Source organism: Polaromonas sp., assembly GCF_039930745.1.
Lineage (GTDB): Bacteria > Pseudomonadota > Gammaproteobacteria > Burkholderiales > Burkholderiaceae_C > Polaromonas.
The window spans coordinates 1-14,090 of sequence record NZ_JBDTTH010000015.1 but is presented as its reverse complement, the minus strand read 5'-3'; the positions used below and the strand labels follow the sequence as shown (position 1 = coordinate 14,090).

General features: G+C 62.6%; 17 protein-coding genes. 10 read left to right on the top strand and 7 right to left on the bottom strand.

Annotated features, from left to right (window positions below):
* Nucleotides 1-16 precede the first annotated feature (16 nt).
* From ABI660_RS07520 to ABI660_RS07505, 4 genes are all read right to left on the bottom strand, one after another.
* Nucleotides 17-403, bottom strand: a complete 387-nt coding sequence (locus ABI660_RS07520) for a hypothetical protein (RefSeq protein ID WP_348066485.1) — start codon at nucleotides 401-403, stop codon at nucleotides 17-19.
* A 169-nt stretch (nucleotides 404-572) separates the two neighbouring features.
* Nucleotides 573-1,265, bottom strand: a complete 693-nt coding sequence (locus ABI660_RS07515) for a Crp/Fnr family transcriptional regulator (RefSeq protein ID WP_348066483.1) — start codon at nucleotides 1,263-1,265, stop codon at nucleotides 573-575.
* A 144-nt stretch (nucleotides 1,266-1,409) separates the two neighbouring features.
* The gene (locus tag ABI660_RS07510) at nucleotides 1,410-2,126 is read right to left on the bottom strand and encodes a Crp/Fnr family transcriptional regulator (RefSeq protein ID WP_348066481.1); all 717 of its coding nucleotides are present in this window, start codon (nucleotides 2,124-2,126) and stop codon (nucleotides 1,410-1,412) included.
* Nucleotides 2,127-2,277: 151 nt separating this feature from the next.
* On the bottom strand, nucleotides 2,278-2,721 hold the full coding sequence (locus tag ABI660_RS07505) for a response regulator (RefSeq protein ID WP_348066480.1): 444 nt from the start codon (nucleotides 2,719-2,721) through the stop codon (nucleotides 2,278-2,280).
* A gap of 175 nt (nucleotides 2,722-2,896) precedes the next feature.
* On the opposite strand from ABI660_RS07505, the gene ABI660_RS07500 reads away from it, so the two are divergent.
* From ABI660_RS07500 to ABI660_RS07470, 7 genes are all read left to right on the top strand, one after another.
* A complete protein-coding gene (locus ABI660_RS07500; RefSeq protein WP_348066478.1) occupies nucleotides 2,897-3,340 on the top strand; it encodes a hypothetical protein in 444 nt (147 codons plus the stop codon).
* Between the two features lie 85 nt (nucleotides 3,341-3,425).
* Nucleotides 3,426-4,541: a UDP-N-acetylglucosamine 2-epimerase (non-hydrolyzing) gene (gene wecB, locus ABI660_RS07495; RefSeq protein ID WP_348066476.1), complete on the top strand. Its 1,116-nt coding sequence runs from the start codon at nucleotides 3,426-3,428 to the stop codon at nucleotides 4,539-4,541.
* Nucleotides 4,542-4,621: 80 nt separating this feature from the next.
* Entirely contained in the window at nucleotides 4,622-5,953 is a 1,332-nt protein-coding gene (locus ABI660_RS07490; protein WP_348066475.1) for a glycosyltransferase family 2 protein, read from the top strand.
* Nucleotides 5,953-7,002 carry a polymer-forming cytoskeletal protein gene (locus ABI660_RS07485; RefSeq protein WP_348066473.1) on the top strand — a complete coding sequence of 350 codons (1,050 nt, stop codon included), beginning with the start codon at nucleotides 5,953-5,955 and terminating at the stop codon, nucleotides 7,000-7,002. Before ABI660_RS07490 ends, ABI660_RS07485 begins: the two co-directional genes overlap by 1 nt.
* Nucleotides 6,999-7,976, top strand: coding sequence for a hypothetical protein (locus tag ABI660_RS07480; RefSeq protein WP_348066471.1), 978 nt, complete (start codon nucleotides 6,999-7,001; stop codon nucleotides 7,974-7,976). Before ABI660_RS07485 ends, ABI660_RS07480 begins: the two co-directional genes overlap by 4 nt.
* A gap of 63 nt (nucleotides 7,977-8,039) precedes the next feature.
* A complete protein-coding gene (locus tag ABI660_RS07475) occupies nucleotides 8,040-8,870 on the top strand; it encodes a YaiO family outer membrane beta-barrel protein (protein ID WP_348066469.1) in 831 nt (276 codons plus the stop codon).
* Nucleotides 8,871-8,879: 9 nt separating this feature from the next.
* Nucleotides 8,880-9,719, top strand: a complete 840-nt coding sequence (locus ABI660_RS07470) for a hypothetical protein (protein ID WP_348066467.1) — start codon at nucleotides 8,880-8,882, stop codon at nucleotides 9,717-9,719.
* A 33-nt stretch (nucleotides 9,720-9,752) separates the two neighbouring features.
* On the opposite strand, the gene ABI660_RS07465 is transcribed toward ABI660_RS07470, so the two are convergent.
* Both ABI660_RS07465 and ABI660_RS07460 read right to left on the bottom strand, forming a co-directional pair.
* Nucleotides 9,753-10,214 carry a hypothetical protein gene (locus ABI660_RS07465; protein WP_348066465.1) on the bottom strand — a complete coding sequence of 154 codons (462 nt, stop codon included), beginning with the start codon at nucleotides 10,212-10,214 and terminating at the stop codon, nucleotides 9,753-9,755.
* 96 nt (nucleotides 10,215-10,310) lie between these two features.
* Nucleotides 10,311-10,625: a hypothetical protein gene (locus tag ABI660_RS07460; RefSeq protein WP_348066463.1), complete on the bottom strand. Its 315-nt coding sequence runs from the start codon at nucleotides 10,623-10,625 to the stop codon at nucleotides 10,311-10,313.
* Here ABI660_RS07460 and ABI660_RS07455 point away from each other — a divergent pair.
* The 3 genes from ABI660_RS07455 (at nucleotide 10,624) to ABI660_RS07445 (ending at nucleotide 13,256) form a co-directional block, all read left to right on the top strand.
* The gene (locus ABI660_RS07455) at nucleotides 10,624-10,794 is read left to right on the top strand and encodes a hypothetical protein (protein WP_348066461.1); all 171 of its coding nucleotides are present in this window, start codon (nucleotides 10,624-10,626) and stop codon (nucleotides 10,792-10,794) included. The two genes, ABI660_RS07460 and ABI660_RS07455, sit on opposite strands and share 2 nt — an antisense overlap.
* A gap of 11 nt (nucleotides 10,795-10,805) precedes the next feature.
* Nucleotides 10,806-11,354 (top strand): polymer-forming cytoskeletal protein, encoded by a 549-nt coding sequence (locus tag ABI660_RS07450; RefSeq protein WP_348066460.1) that lies wholly within the window; start codon nucleotides 10,806-10,808, stop codon nucleotides 11,352-11,354.
* Between the two features lie 69 nt (nucleotides 11,355-11,423).
* Complete coding sequence (locus ABI660_RS07445; RefSeq protein ID WP_348066458.1) at nucleotides 11,424-13,256, top strand: carboxyl transferase domain-containing protein; 1,833 nt, start codon at nucleotides 11,424-11,426, stop codon at nucleotides 13,254-13,256.
* A 24-nt stretch (nucleotides 13,257-13,280) separates the two neighbouring features.
* On the opposite strand, the gene ABI660_RS07440 is transcribed toward ABI660_RS07445, so the two are convergent.
* A partial coding sequence (locus tag ABI660_RS07440) for an FAD-linked oxidase C-terminal domain-containing protein (RefSeq protein ID WP_348066456.1) occupies nucleotides 13,281-14,090 on the bottom strand: 810 nt, incomplete at its 5' end.

The window sequence follows — 14,090 nt, the reverse complement described above, 5'->3', positions numbered from 1 at the left end:
CTGCGCCAAGAGCGCGTCAGCCTGTGGGACGTTGGCTGCGTTCCTGCTTGAGTGCCGCATGGAGCTGGTCCATGGCGCCGACGCAGTCGAGCACGACGGCCTGTACCAGGGTTGCGGCCAGTTCGATCGAGCGTGTGGGTGTGTGGGGCAGGACACCCAGCTGTTCGCCCACGGCGTGTTTCAACTGTGTTTGAACCGCGCAGAACAGGGCGTCCCAGTCTTCGGTGCCGATGTATGAGTTCTGCAGCGGGGTATTGGCCGTGTGCACAGGGCTCGGCATGGTCCCGATGGACTCGTACCCCCCGAGCTTGAGCGCAGCGACAGGCGTCCGCCAGGGACCGTTGCTGGAAGGCACCACGGAAGCACCCGGCAGCTGCGGGTTTGGGGAGATCGGTTGGATCATGTCGGAGCCTCGCTGTCATGGTGAGTTTCCGGACTTTTGGCGGCCCGGGAGACCCTGCTTGAATTGCGTGCGGGATGCAGAGTTTCTGTGTATCCATTTATAGGCAGCCCGGCATGTCTTGTCGGTACGGGAACGCACATAGACGGCGCTTTCGCCGAAAGACACTGCACTAGCCCAGCAATTGCGCGTAGGTCCGGCGGTCTGAGGCGTAGCAGCTGCAGGCGGCGGCTTCCAGTCCTGGGCGGTCCAGCACCTTGAGTTCGCCGCGGTGGTATTCGATCAGGCCCTTGCGCTGCAGCGTGCTGGCAGCAGCCGTGATGCCGACGCGCCGCATTCCCAGCATGTAGGCCAGGAACTCGTGGGTGATGTGAAAGCTGTCCGAGTGGGCGCGGTCCTGGCTCATCAGCAGCCAGCGCGCCAGGCGCTGGCCGGTCAGGTGAAAGCGCAGGCAGCCGGCAGAGGCGGCGTGCTGCGCCATCAGCACGTACAGATAGCGGTTCAGGCCGCGCTGCAGCGCCGGGCTGCGCGCCAGCTCACGCTTGAAGGCGACCGTGCCGATGCGCCAGGCGCCACCAGCGCCTTGCACCACCGCGCGCCATGGCCCGGTGGCGACACCCAGCGCCAGCTGCGCACCCAGCATACCTTCGCGCCCGATCATGCCCACCTCCACGCCCGGACTGCCGTCAACCGGCGTGACGAGCGAGATAAATCCCTGGGTGGGAAAGTACACGTGGCGGACCGGCTGGCCGGGCTCGCACAGGACTTCGGACAGCACCAGTTCGACGCGCTCGCAAGCGGCCAGCAGGCGCACGCGGTCGTGACGGGGAAGACATTCAAGAAGGTGGTTTTCGACGGCGGACAAGCAGCACTCCGGTGGGTTGCGGCCCCGTCACGGGGGCAATTTCAAGGCCGCGCCACTGTCAGATGCAGTTCCAGTCGGTGTCCCAGTATGCGCTAGATAATCTATCCACGCCAACTATCGGGCAACGCGCAGACGGGACAGTGGTCAGATGGCCAGCTTGTCGGGGAGCAGGCGGTCGTATTCTTTCTTGACCACGGCATAACATTCGCAAGTGCGTTTTTCCAGCCCGGGCCGGTCCAGCACCGTGATGCGGCCGCGCGAGTAGCGGATCAGCCCGAGGTTTTGCAGCTTGGTGGCACCCTCGGTCACGCCTTCGCGCCGCACGCCGAGCATGTTGGCAATCAGCTCCTGCGTCATTACCAGTTCGTTGCCTTGCAAGCGGTCCAGGCTCAGCAGCAGCCAGCGGCACAACTGCTGGTCCAGCGAGTGGTGGCGGTTGCAGACGGCGGTTTGTGCCATCTGCGTGATCAGGGCCTGGGTGTAACGCAGCAGCAGGTGCAACACCGGTGCACGCTTGAATTCTTCCTTGATGACCTGCGCCGGGAGCCGGAAGCCCTGGCCGGCACTTTGCACCACGCCCCGGCTGGGCGTCGATTCGCCGCCCATGAAAAGGGAGATGCCGACCACGCCTTCGTGGCCGACCACGGCGATTTCGGCCGAGGCGCCGTTTTCCATCACGTACAGCAGGGAGACGATGGCGGTGGTCGGGAAATACACATGGCTCAGGGTGCTGCCCGATTCATAGACCACCTGTCCCAGCGGCATATCGACCCATTCGAGCTGCGGCAACCAGCGCTGGAACTCGGCATCCGGCAAGGCCGCGAGCAACTGGTTTTTTCGTGGATCGGGGGAAACAGCCATCAACAAAGCTCCGAAGCGGTATCTGGCTTCGATTGGCGCCTCTGGCAGAGGTCCCTGGCCAGCTTGCCATATTAGGCTGTTCCGAATGCTTTGTATGTACGCTAGCGAACAAACCGATGAACGGCCTGCCCCGCTGAGCAAATGCCGGTGTTCAGGTGGAGGTGGCTTGATCGTGTTGCGCGACGGCTTCACGCTGCGCGTCCTGCACGTCTTCCTGGAGGATGTTGGCCGTCTGTTCGGTGCAGTAGGCCAGCAGTTCGTCGAGTTCGGTGGTCTTGTCAAACACCGCGTCGGCGCCGAGTTCGGCTGCACGCCGCCGGATTTCAGGGGTGGCGTAGTTGGTCAGCACCACCACCTTCTGGTAGGGCTCACGGTTGCGGCAGCCGGCCAGTATGCCCAGCCCGTTGCCCTCCTTGAGAAAGAGATCCACGATGGCCAGATGCCATGTGCCGTCATGCAGCATCAACCAGCGGCTGGCTTCGGCCTGGGTAACCGCGTGCGCCACGACCTTGACATGGGCAATCTCCTCCAGTGTCTCAATCAGGTTCTCCAAAATTATCTGGTTGTCTTCGGCGAGGTAGGTGATGAGTGCCATGGCTGTTGTCCGGTGAGGGGTTGGACCGCTTGCCGAGCGGTGAATGAAGCGGCTTCCTCCATGAAGCGCCGGGGAATTGAGAAAAATGCCGTCCACCGGCGTGCGGAGTTGTAGGACGGCCCAGCCAGCTTGCGCTGGTCTCTTCGCCGTCCCGGTGCCGTTGGCAAAAGCGGGGATGTTTGGCGGCGCCTATGTTCGGGAGCGAACAGAGGGGCGGGCGCTGTGTCCTACAGCAAAGGTAGTCGTTCCCTCAGGTGCGCGGCTCCTCCCGCTTTCTATATTGGGGCAGAACTTACACCAGTTACAGAAGGCGCTCTGCTTTTTCACTATGCAACAAGAACTTCAACAACTTAACGATTTCACGGACATCAGCGCGTTGCGACCCGCGCTTCATTCCCTGTGCTCGCGCTTTGGCTCGGTGGCGAGGCTGGACATCCTGGCGGCCAGCCAGGCAGGCAGGCGGCAGGCCCTTTGCTTTTTACGCATGAACTCCCCCGCCGAGGAGCGCGAACTCATGACTGAACTGGGCGTGGGGCGCTTTGGCGGTGACCTGGTCGTGATTGTTGATTTGCAAGCGGCTAACGCAGCGCACAGCCCTCACGCCGCTCTTGCCGCGTGATTGTCAAAGTCCGGGCATCCGGTTTTTTACCTCCTCGCCGGTGCCGCGGGGCTCAGCGCTGAATTTTGTTTAAAGAAACACCCCCATGAAAAACATACTTATCGTCTCCGGAACGCGGCCTGAAATCATCAAGCTGGCGCCCCTGTACCATGCACTGCGAGCGTCGGACTGGGCGCGCGTTCAGTGGCTGCATACGGGCCAGCACGGCGACATGGCCGACCAGATCTTCGAGTGTTTCGATGTGACGCCCGACATCCGGCTGGAGCGCGGGGGCAGCAGCCTGATCGAGTTCAGCATGGGGTGCCGGCAGCAGCTGGAAGCCGTGATGACCTCGGAGGACTGGGCGCTCGTCATCGTGCAGGGCGACACGGAAAGCGCCTTCCAGGGCGCGCTTGCGGGGTTCTATAACCGTGTGCCGGTGGCGCACGTGGAGGCCGGTTTGCGCACCTACAACCTCGGCCGCCCTTTCCCCGAAGAAGGCTTGCGCCAGATGATCAGCCGGCTCTCTCGCTTCCACTTTGCTCCCACCCAGCGATCAATGGCAGCGTTGCAGGCCGAAGGTATCGCAGACGAATTCATTCACCTGACCGGCAACACAGTCATTGACGCCCAGCAGTGGACCTGCGCGCACCGCGGCGTCAAACGCAGAGCGCAGGGCCGCGGCCATTTACTGGTGACGGTGCACCGCAGGGAGAACTGGGGCGACGATGTCGCGCAAATATGCCTGGCCATCGCCGATATTGCGCGCCAGCAGCCGGATCTGCAGGTGCTGTTTCCGGTGCACCTGAATCCGGTGATCCAGGGTCCGGTGCATGAGATCCTTGGCGATATTCCCAACGTCACGCTGACTGCGCCGCTGGACTACACGGGCATGCAGCAGGCCCTGGCCGACGCCTGGATGGTGCTCACCGATTCGGGTGGCCTGCAGGAAGAGGCGCCGACGTTTGGTGTGCCGGTGCTGGTGCTGCGCGACGAAACGGAACGCCCGGAAGCGGTCGATGCGGGTTGTGCCCTGCTCATCGGCGCCTCGCGCAGCGCGATTGTTAACGAAGTCACGCGGCTTTCCAGCGACAAGCAGGCCTACCTGCGAATGTCGCAGGCAGGCAACCCCTTCGGCGATGGCACCGCATCGGCGCAAATTGTCGAAGTGCTGGCGACCACCCTCGTTACCGGCTTCGCCCCTCTGGCGGTGGCAGCGTGATGGCCCCGACGATGACCGGTTCGCAGGCTGCAAGGGGCCACCGCCCGTGTGGCTTTCTGCTTCTGCTGGGCGTCTGTCTCATGGGTGCACTGCCGGCCTTTGCACAGACGGATGGCGCAGGTGGCCTGGTGCCATCGTTCAAGGATTACCCCGTGGCCGCCGTCATGGCCTCGGCGCTGTTCCTGATAGTCATCACCATGATGGCCTATGGTGTGCGGCACTTCATGTTCACCATGAACCGGCTGACCGGCGCGCAGCGCCATCCCTATATCGACATTGCGGTGGCGCGCTGGCCCATGATCACCGTGTACATTGCCGCGCACAACGAAGAAAAAGTCATCGCAGGTTGCATCGAAGCGCTGCTCAACACCGACTACCCCGCAGACCGCATCAAGATCATTCCGGTCAATGACCGTTCTGCAGATGCCACCGGCGAAATCATCGACAGCTATGTGGCGCGTTTTCCTTCGCGCATTTCGCCATTTCACCGCACCATAGGCAAGGCTGGAAAGTCCGCTGCGCTCAAGGACGCCCTGCATTTCGCAGAAGGTGACATCGCCATTATTTTTGATGCCGACTATGTGCCGGGCCGCGGCCTGCTCAAGCAGCTGGTGGCGCCATTTTTCGACCCTGAAGTGGGGGCGGTGATGGGCCGGGTGGTGCCCGTCAACAGTGGTGCCAATCTGCTGACGCGCATGCTCGATCTGGAGCGTTCAGCCGGCTACCAGGTAGACCAGCAGGCCCGCATGAACATGAACCTGATGCCGCAGTACGGCGGCACGGTCGGTGGCGTGCGCCTGTCTGCGGTTGAAGCCGTGGGCGGCTGGCATGACGACACACTGGCGGAAGACACCGACATCACCTTCCGCTTGATGCTCAACGGCTGGAAGACCGTCTATACCAATCGCTCCGAATGTTATGAGGAAGTCCCCGAGGACTGGGGCGTGCGCATCAAGCAGGTGACACGTTGGGCCAAGGGCCACAACCAGGTGATGGTCCGCTATTGGTGGCAGTTTGCCACCAGTTCCTACCTGACGCTGGGCCAGCGCCTGGACGGCCTGCTGCTGCTGTTTGTGTTTGTCATTCCGCTGGTCATGCTGGTGGGCTGGCTGCTGGCGCTGGGCCTGTATTTTCTCAACGCAGGCTCTCTGCTGTCGACACTGATTCCGATCTTTGCGTTGATGATTTACGGCACGCTGGGCAACTTTGCCGCTTTCTTTGAGATCGTGGTGGCCGTGCTGATCGACGGCAACCGCCGCCGGCTGAGGTTGCTGCCTTTCAACATGCTTGGCTTTCTGGTCAGCCTGTTTGCCATATCGGGCGCTGTCTGGAGTCTGCTCGCCGACAGGATTTTCAAACGGGACATGGTCTGGGACAAGACCGTTCGCTATCGCGCGAAAGCCGCTGAATAATGACTGAAAGCTACACCACCTACGCAGCGTTTGCCTTTGTCTGCCTGCTGCTGCTGACCTTGCCTTTTGTAGCGGCCTTCCGGGAATGGCTGCGGCCCACCGACATGGCCGCATTGCCTATTTCGGCCAATTACACCAGCGACATTGACCACTTTGCCAGACGCCTGCGCGCTGATGCCCAGGCCAAGCTGGGTCAGGGGGCGCCTACGGGTTACGAAGACTTCGACCTCCTGCCTGCACCGTCGGCACCGGCGGCCACGGCGGACTGGCGCGCGGCGAAAAAGCGGCTCATCGCGCGCGGTGACCTTGAGCTGAGGGAGCCGCTGTGCAGTGTCCAGCAGCTTTATGTCGAGGGCAACGTGCGTGCCGGGGCAGGCTCGGCCGTTCCGGCACTGTATGCCACAGGCGACATTCATCTGGGCGCGCAGAGCGAAATACAGGACTGGGCGCATGCCGAGGGCGTACTGCGCCTGGGGCACAGCAGTGTGGCCCTCAGGCGGGTGTCGGCGGGCGTTGCCATCGAGCTGGGCAACGAAGCCTGGTTTGAACGCATGTATGCGCCTACCTTGCGCTTTGGTTCTACCCGCAACAGCGAGTCTTTTGCGAAAAAAACCGGGCAAACTGCTGCCGCTTATTCAGATCTGCCGAATGCCATCGAGCAGACGCCCATGCTGTTCCTGATTCGCGGGGATTGCGCGCTGCCTCCGGCCAGCATTTTCAGGGGCTCGCTGGTGGTCACGGGATTTCTGACCGTTGGCGCGGGCACCACCGTGGTGGGTGACATCAAGGCACGCGAGGGCGTGAGCGTCGGGCCCGGAGCGAAGGTCGAAGGCGCGCTCACTTGTGAAAAACGGGTGTATGTGTTTCCGCGGGCGCATGTCCACGGCCCGGTCATCTCGGAAAGCGACATACTCGTCGGCGCCGGAGCGCTGATCGGGTTGCCAGAAGCCGAGACCACGGTCAGCGCGTGCAACATCATTGTCGAGGACGGCGTTGTGATGCACGGCATGATCTGGGCGCGCGAGATCGGTATGGTGAAGCAGGCATGAGCCCGTGGACATTTTTCAAAGCGCTGGCTTTGAGCGCCATGTTTGCCCAGGGGGCCGGGGCAGCGCCGCGTCTTGATCTTGCGGGCTATGTGGACAACGTGGGCGCGATCACGGTCCTGCATGGAGGGGATTCGACGGACCCCTATTTTGCGATGCAGGCCTTGTTGCTTGCACATGACAACGGCATGGATACCTCTTCACCGGCCGAGAAATTTGTCAACTGGCTGGTGCCCCGGCAAAAGCCGGACGGCACATTTGACCGCTTTTGCCGCGGGCCCGACAGAGCTTGGGTAGCCTGCAAAGCGGCAGACGCTGACGACTCCCTGCTGGCGCTGTGGATGAGGCTGCTGGAAACCATGCCGACTCAACTTGCCGCCAATCCTGTGTGGAAGAAAAGTCATGAGACCAGCAAGGCGTCACTCGAACACCTGTTCCAGCCGTCGCGCGGCGTTTATATGGTGTCTCCGCTGGTGCTGCACGGCCTGTTCATGGACAACCTTGAGGTCTGGTCGCTCAAGGCACACCGCAACGCTCCTGCCAGCAAGGCGGAGGCTGAAAAGCTCGCGCGGGGGATTCGTGCGACCTTCTGGAATCCCGTGGACAAGCGATTTTTGATTTCCACCCAACTGGAGCAGCGCGCGCATTCGGCGGCGTTCTATCCGGACCAGGTGGCGCAGCTCTTTCCGCTGCTGGTCGACTTCCCCCAGGTGCCAGTTGACCCAAAGACCTATTACCGCAACTGGATGGGCGAACACAGGGCCGAATGGCTGCGCCAGGGTGAAAAAGACTATCCCTGGGGGCTGATTGCCGTTCTCGCGATGCGGCAAGGTGACCGGGCCAGCGCTGGCTGCTGGATGCTGCAGGCCGTGCCGCTGCGGCATTCCTCTCGCTGGGCCGTCACGGACGAAGCCTCCTATCAGATCCTGCTTGCCAAGGCCGTGGCGCCCGCGGGGAGCGCGGCAAGCTGTTCATGAGTCGGGGCTGTTGCCAGATAACCCACTCACCTTCAAAAAACCAAGTTTTCAAATATCAACCTCATGCTTAAACATCATTTTGTGACCCTGTCTTTTCTTGCGGCTGGCATTGGACCGGTCTTGGCCCAGGCACAAGCGGGTTCAGAGTTGCCCGCCATGTCCGCGCCAGCGGCGCAGGCGGCGGCCGACGAACGCAGCAGCCTGGAGCTCAGCACGGGCGCGCAAAGCCTGACGAGCGGCTTTGGCAACTGGCACGACCTGAGCTTGAGAGGCACTCACAAGGTGGACAGACACGTGCTGCTGGGCGAGGTATCCGCACACCAGCGCTTCAATGAAAACGGCGCGTTTCTCAGCCTGGGCGATACCTACACCTTCAATGACGACTGGTTCGGGTCGGTTGCGCTGGGGATGGGCGACGGGGCTTTTTACCTGCCGCGCTACAGGGTGGATGCCACACTGAACCGCAAATTTCTGCCGGCCCGCAATCTGGTGGGCTCGGTGGGCGCCGGCTACTACAACGCGCCTGATGGACACACCGATCGCAGTCTGTCGCTCGGCCTGGCCTATTACTTCGAAGCGCCCTGGATTGTGGAAGGGGGCGTGCGCTTCAATCGCAGCAACCCGGGTTCGGTGGACACGCAGCAGCAGTTCGTCGCGCTGACCTGGGGCCGCCACAAGCAGGATCTCGTGACTGCACGTTACGGCTGGGGCAGCGAAGGTTACCTCGCGCTGGCGGCCAACCGGCAACTGGTCAACTTTGACAGCCGCGAGGCCAGCCTCAGCTGGCGGCACTGGCTGACGCCGCAGACGGGCGTGCTGGTGGGCGCCAACCGTTATACCAATCCGCTGTATCGCCGCACGGGCCTGAACGTCGGCATTTTTCACGCTTTCTGATCGCCCGCCATGAGTCCCAAAAAAAATTCCCTGTCTGAACAAGCCCTGGCGCATGACCGTCTGTTTCATGCGTCCTTTGCTGCGGCGCGGGAGGCGCGGGCGCGGCAGGTCAAGGTGCGCCCCCACCGGGCCATCACTCCGCTCAAGGTGACGCCGTGGTTGCTCTTGCAGGCGGTGGTCCTGCCGCTGGTGTTGTGCGCCCTGCTTTTCTGGTTCAAGCCCCTGCTGATGGATTTCTGGCGCAACTGCATTCTGTTCTGGTCCAGCGGGCTGAATCTGCCGTTTACCCTGTCGACCCGGCTCAATGAAGCGGGCCAATATGCGTTGCTGCTGTCCGGCGTGGGAGACGACAAACCCCTGCCGGGCAGGACCACGATGTGGGTGACTGCTGTCGTCACCCTGCTGACATTCGCCCTGTCTTTCGGAATAAAAGGACGGCAACTGCCGCTCAAGTACCCCTTGCGCATTGTGGCCGGGGTGCAGCTTATCGCCCTGGCTTATTTCTGGTGGTCGCCTGGCGAATTTCCTTACAGCATCGCGCGCCACAGCGAGGAACTCATGACCATTGGTTATGTGGTGATGCTGGCCACACCGGTCATGCTGGCCATGGGCTACTACATCCTCAACCAGAGCTTGTTGGTCAAGTTGTTCCATACCGCATTGATTCTGCTGTTTTTGGCCATCCTGGTGCCTCATCAGGTGCTGGCGCAGGCGTTCATCATGCAGCACCTGTCGGTATTGTTCATGCCGGTGCTGTACATCTGCTTTGGCGCGGTATTTGATGCGCTGGTGTTTGTGGCGCTGTATTCCTGGGCCGTCAGCAATGCACCGGAAGACGCGACAGTGTGACTGCTTCCCCTTCGCCCGGGGCCGGTTGCAGGGTCAATACCGGACGCTGCAGACCTCCAGCGCGTTGAGGCCCAGGTCGGTAATGACAAAACCGCCTTCGGGGTCTTTGGCCAGGAAGCCGTGTTTTTCCAGCGAGGCGACGGTTTTCAGGCCGTGGGCCCGTGTCTTGTAGGGTTGCGGCTGTTTGCGCTCAGTGGGCGGCAGGCCGACGATCTTGAAGCCGTAGCGGGCGTCTTCCAGGCACTCATACTGCTTGTAGGTCAGTATTTTGACCGGCAGGGCGCCGGTGACGGTGCCGCTCCACTCGAACTCTGGCGGCGCGTAGCTGACCCGGTAAGCGCTGTCGTCCAGGGTGCTGTGCGCGGTAGGGCGATAGGGGTCTACACCCGCCTCAGGCGCCGCGGATCCGGAGGCGCGGCGCCGTTTGACGCGATACACCCCCCAGCCGAGCAGGCCCAGCAGCGCCAGCAGCACGAACAAGACAACAAACTCCACAAACTCCCCTTTACTTCCGAACTCTGGCTCGAATGCCCTGCCCCAATTATCCGCATAAAGTCATCCGGGCCGGCGGGGGGCGCGTGCGGGCGCGTTTCAGGGCGGCGGGATCTCCAGTTCGAAGTGCGCGTCGCCCATGTAGCGCTCCGCGCCGAAGGTCGCCTGCGTGGCTGCCAGTTCGGCGGCTTCCCACTGATCGGCCAGCAGTTGCTCGGACGGATCCAGGTCCCACGGCCGCAGCTGGTCGCCATGGATTTGCAGTAGCCGCAGGTAGGCACGGTAAACGGGTGCTACGAGGCTGGCATCGCCGAGCGAGGTGTCGAGCGCTGTCCGAAACCGCTGAGCCGCCTGGTCACGCTCCGCCTCGGAGACATCTTCGCTGTGAAAAATCCTGACCGTGTAGTGGTGCATGCAGCAAGTCTACAAGCTCGCTGCGCTACGAAAAAAGGAGCGCGACAGCGTTCTGCAAATTGAAGGTTTTCCACCAGCGGCTGCGCATGTATCAGGTTATTTCGTTACTCATCTTGCATTAGCAGTGGAGACTTTTCAAAACAGCCTTCGTACCATCAACTCCTTTTGAAGGAAACCCAGATGGCACTGCAATCACCGTTCTTTGGCAAGCGCGACAACGAACCCACAGGCCTGCGTCATGGCAGTCCCAACCCCAACCCGTACGCGAACACACCTGCGGCAACGAATACCCCGAGCGTGGCGCCCGTTGCCGCTGCGCCGCAGCCTGCTTCCTCTGCCAGCGCGGCACCGCGTGAATCCGGCGGCAGCAAGCTGACGGTCGGCCCTAACATCAAGCTCAAGGGCGTCGAAATCACCGACTGCGACACCTTGGTGGTTGAAGGTCTGGTGGAAGCCACGATGGACTCCCGCGTGATGCAGATTGCCGAGCGCGGCGCCTTCAAGGGCTCGGCCGAAATCGACATCGCGGAGATTCACGGCGAGTTCGACGGCAACCTCACCGTGCGCCAGAAGCTGGTGATTTTCGCCACCGGCAAGGTCACCGGCAAGATCCGTTACGGCAAGCTCGTGATTGAAGAAGGCGGCCAGCTGGCGGGCGAGATTTTGTTCGGCGCCGTGGCCAATTCAAAATCCGCGCTGCTGGCGAAATCCGGTCTGCAAGTGGCCTGAGCCTCTGCCAACCTGGCCTTGTCGCTTAGTTGACGACGGTGGGCTGATGGGCGGGCGCAAAATGCGCCGATGCCCGCGGTCCACTCACCCCTTCAAGCCCAGGTCGTTCACTGGCAGGTTCAGCCCGGCGCGGCCCTCCTGCCGGGCGATCTGCTGGTCATTCTCGAAGCCATGAAAATGGAGCACGAGGTTCGGGCCGCATTCGAGGGACGTCTGGGCGAAGTATTTTTCGCTGTGGGCGAAACGGTAGAGGCGGGCGCATTGCTCGCCACCATCGAACCGGCACCCGGGATGGCCGTACCTGTAACCGCTGCCATCGGGCGGGCGGATTCTTCAACAAGCCCGGATGGCCAGCGCCCTGACCTGCAACGTGTGCTGGAGCGCCACGCACCCACGCTCGACAGCCAGCGGCCCGAAGCCGTGGCAAAACGCCACGCCCTGGGCTTGCGCACTACGCGCGAGAACATCGCCGATTTGTGCGACGAAGGCTCCTTCCTCGAGTACGGCGCGCTGGCCGTCGCAGCGCAGCGCAGTCGGCGCAGCGAAGAAGACCTGATCGCCAACACGCCGGCCGATGGGATGGTGACTGGCATTGGCAGCATCAACGGCGCATTGTTCGATCCTGAGGCCAGCCGGGCGGTGGTGATGGCCTACGACGCCACCGTGCTGGCCGGCACGCAGGGCATGCGCAACCACCAGAAAACCGATCGCCTGCTCGGCATCGCCTTGCAAAACAGATTGCCCGTGGTCCTGTTTGCCGAAGGCGGCGGCGGGCGCCCCGGAGACACCGACATGCCCATCGTGGCCGGCCTGCATGTCAACACTTTTGCCAGCTTCGCGCGGCTCAACGGCCAGGTGCCGGTGATCGGCGTGGCGGCGGGACGCTGTTTTGCGGGCAATGCGGCGCTGCTGGGTTGCTGCGACCTGATCATTGCCACCCAGGGCAGCAACATCGGCATGGGCGGGCCGGCCATGGTTGAAGGTGGGGGCTTGGGCGTGTTCAAGCCGGAGCAGATTGGTCCCACCGCCGTGCAGCATGGCAACGGCGTGATTGATGTGCTGGTGGATGACGAGGCCCAGGCTGTTGCGGTGGCACAGCATTACCTGTCATTTTTTCAGGGGACGGTCCAGGCGTTCACGGCGCCGGACACCCTGGCCCTGCGCCAGGTGGTGCCCGAAAACCGGCTGCGCGTCTACGACACGCTTGCGGCGATCAATGGCATTGCCGACAACGGCAGTGTGCTGGCGCTGCGTACTGGTTTTGGCAAAGGCATTCACACCGCGCTGGCACGCATCGAAGGGCGGCCGGTTGGCTTGCTGGCCAGCAACCCGCAGCACCTGGGCGGCGCCATCGATGCGGATGCCGCCGACAAGGCTGCGCGTTTCATGCAACTGTGCAACGCCCATGGCTTGCCGCTCATCAGCCTGGTAGATACGCCGGGCTTCATGGTCGGCCCGGAGATGGAGGCGCAGGCGCAAGTGCGTCATGTGAGCCGCATGTTCATTGCCGCTGCCCATTTGCGCGTACCGTTTTTCAGCGTGGTGCTGCGCAAGGGTTATGGCCTGGGCGCCATGGCCATGACGGCTGGCGGTTTTCATTCGCCGATGTTTACCATTGCGTGGCCCACCGGGGAATTCGGTGCCATGGGGCTGGAAGGCTCTGTGAAGCTGGGCTACCGCAAGGAGCTGGAGGCGCAGCCGGAAGGCGCGCCACGCGAGGCGCTGTACGAACAGCTGGTGGCCCGCCAGTATGACAACGGCAGCGCCCTCAACATGGCGGCCACATTGGAAATCGACGCCGTGATCGACCCGGCGCAGACACGCGACTGGCTGCTGCGCGGTTTGCAGTCGGCACGCCCGCGAGCGGCGGCCGACGATGCCCGCTTCATTGACAGCTGGTAGCGCGCCGGACAAGCTGGACAGCGGCTAGAACCTCGGCAGATCGGGGTGCGACATCTTGCCGCCGCGCACCAGCATTTTTCCGTACTCGGCGCAGCGCTGCAGCGTCGGGATCACCTTGCCGGGGTTGAGCAAACCCAGCGGGTCAAACGCGCGTTTGACGCCGAACATCTGCTCGTTCTCCGTCGCCGAAAACTGTACACACATGGAGTTGAGTTTTTCCATACCCACGCCATGCTCCCCGGTGACGGTACCGCCCATGGCCACGCTGGTTTCCAGGATGTCGGCGCCAAACAGCTCGCAGCGGTGCAACTGGTCGGCGTCGTTGGCGTCAAACAGAATCAGGGGGTGCAGGTTTCCGTCGCCGGCATGAAACACGTTGGCGCAGCGCAGGCCGTACTTGATCTCCATCTGCTGGATGGCCAGCAGGATGTCGGCCAGGCGCTTGCGCGGAATCGTCGAGTCCATGCACATGTAGTCGGGGCTGATGCGGCCCGAGGCCGGGAAGGCGTTCTTGCGGCCGCTCCAGAAACGCAGGCGTTCGGCTTCGTCCTGGCTCACCGCAATCGCGGTGGCGCCGCAGCTGCGCAGCACGGCGCTCATGCGGCCGATTTCTTCCTCGACTTCCTCCGGCGTGCCGTCGCTTTCGCAGAGCAAAATCGCCTCCGCTGTCAGGTCGTAACCGGCGTGTACAAAGTCTTCGACCGCGGCCGTCATGGGTTTGTCCATCATCTCCAGCCCGGCCGGAATGATGCCGGCGGCAATCACCGCCGCCACCGCATCGCCGGCCTTGCGCAGGTCGTCGAAGCTGGCCATGATGCAGCGCGCCAGCACCGG

Excerpts from the sequence above, each read along its gene's own strand:
- ABI660_RS07520 (WP_348066485.1), bottom strand. The coding sequence starts at position 403 with ATGATCCAACCGATCTCCCCAAACCCGCAGCTGCCGGGTGCTTCCGTG.
- ABI660_RS07510 (WP_348066481.1), bottom strand. The coding sequence starts at position 2,126 with ATGGCTGTTTCCCCCGATCCACGAAAAAACCAGTTGCTCGCGGCCTTG.
- ABI660_RS07505 (WP_348066480.1), bottom strand. The coding sequence starts at position 2,721 with ATGGCACTCATCACCTACCTCGCCGAAGACAACCAGATAATTTTGGAG.
- ABI660_RS07500 (WP_348066478.1), top strand. The coding sequence starts at position 2,897 with ATGTTTGGCGGCGCCTATGTTCGGGAGCGAACAGAGGGGCGGGCGCTG.
- wecB (WP_348066476.1), top strand. The coding sequence starts at position 3,426 with ATGAAAAACATACTTATCGTCTCCGGAACGCGGCCTGAAATCATCAAG.
- ABI660_RS07490 (WP_348066475.1), top strand. The coding sequence starts at position 4,622 with ATGGGTGCACTGCCGGCCTTTGCACAGACGGATGGCGCAGGTGGCCTG.
- ABI660_RS07485 (WP_348066473.1), top strand. The coding sequence starts at position 5,953 with ATGACTGAAAGCTACACCACCTACGCAGCGTTTGCCTTTGTCTGCCTG.
- ABI660_RS07480 (WP_348066471.1), top strand. The coding sequence starts at position 6,999 with ATGAGCCCGTGGACATTTTTCAAAGCGCTGGCTTTGAGCGCCATGTTT.
- ABI660_RS07475 (WP_348066469.1), top strand. The coding sequence starts at position 8,040 with ATGCTTAAACATCATTTTGTGACCCTGTCTTTTCTTGCGGCTGGCATT.
- ABI660_RS07470 (WP_348066467.1), top strand. The coding sequence starts at position 8,880 with ATGAGTCCCAAAAAAAATTCCCTGTCTGAACAAGCCCTGGCGCATGAC.
- ABI660_RS07455 (WP_348066461.1), top strand. The coding sequence starts at position 10,624 with ATGCAGCAAGTCTACAAGCTCGCTGCGCTACGAAAAAAGGAGCGCGAC.
- ABI660_RS07460 (WP_348066463.1), bottom strand. The coding sequence starts at position 10,625 with ATGCACCACTACACGGTCAGGATTTTTCACAGCGAAGATGTCTCCGAG.
- ABI660_RS07450 (WP_348066460.1), top strand. The coding sequence starts at position 10,806 with ATGGCACTGCAATCACCGTTCTTTGGCAAGCGCGACAACGAACCCACA.
- ABI660_RS07445 (WP_348066458.1), top strand. The coding sequence starts at position 11,424 with ATGCCCGCGGTCCACTCACCCCTTCAAGCCCAGGTCGTTCACTGGCAG.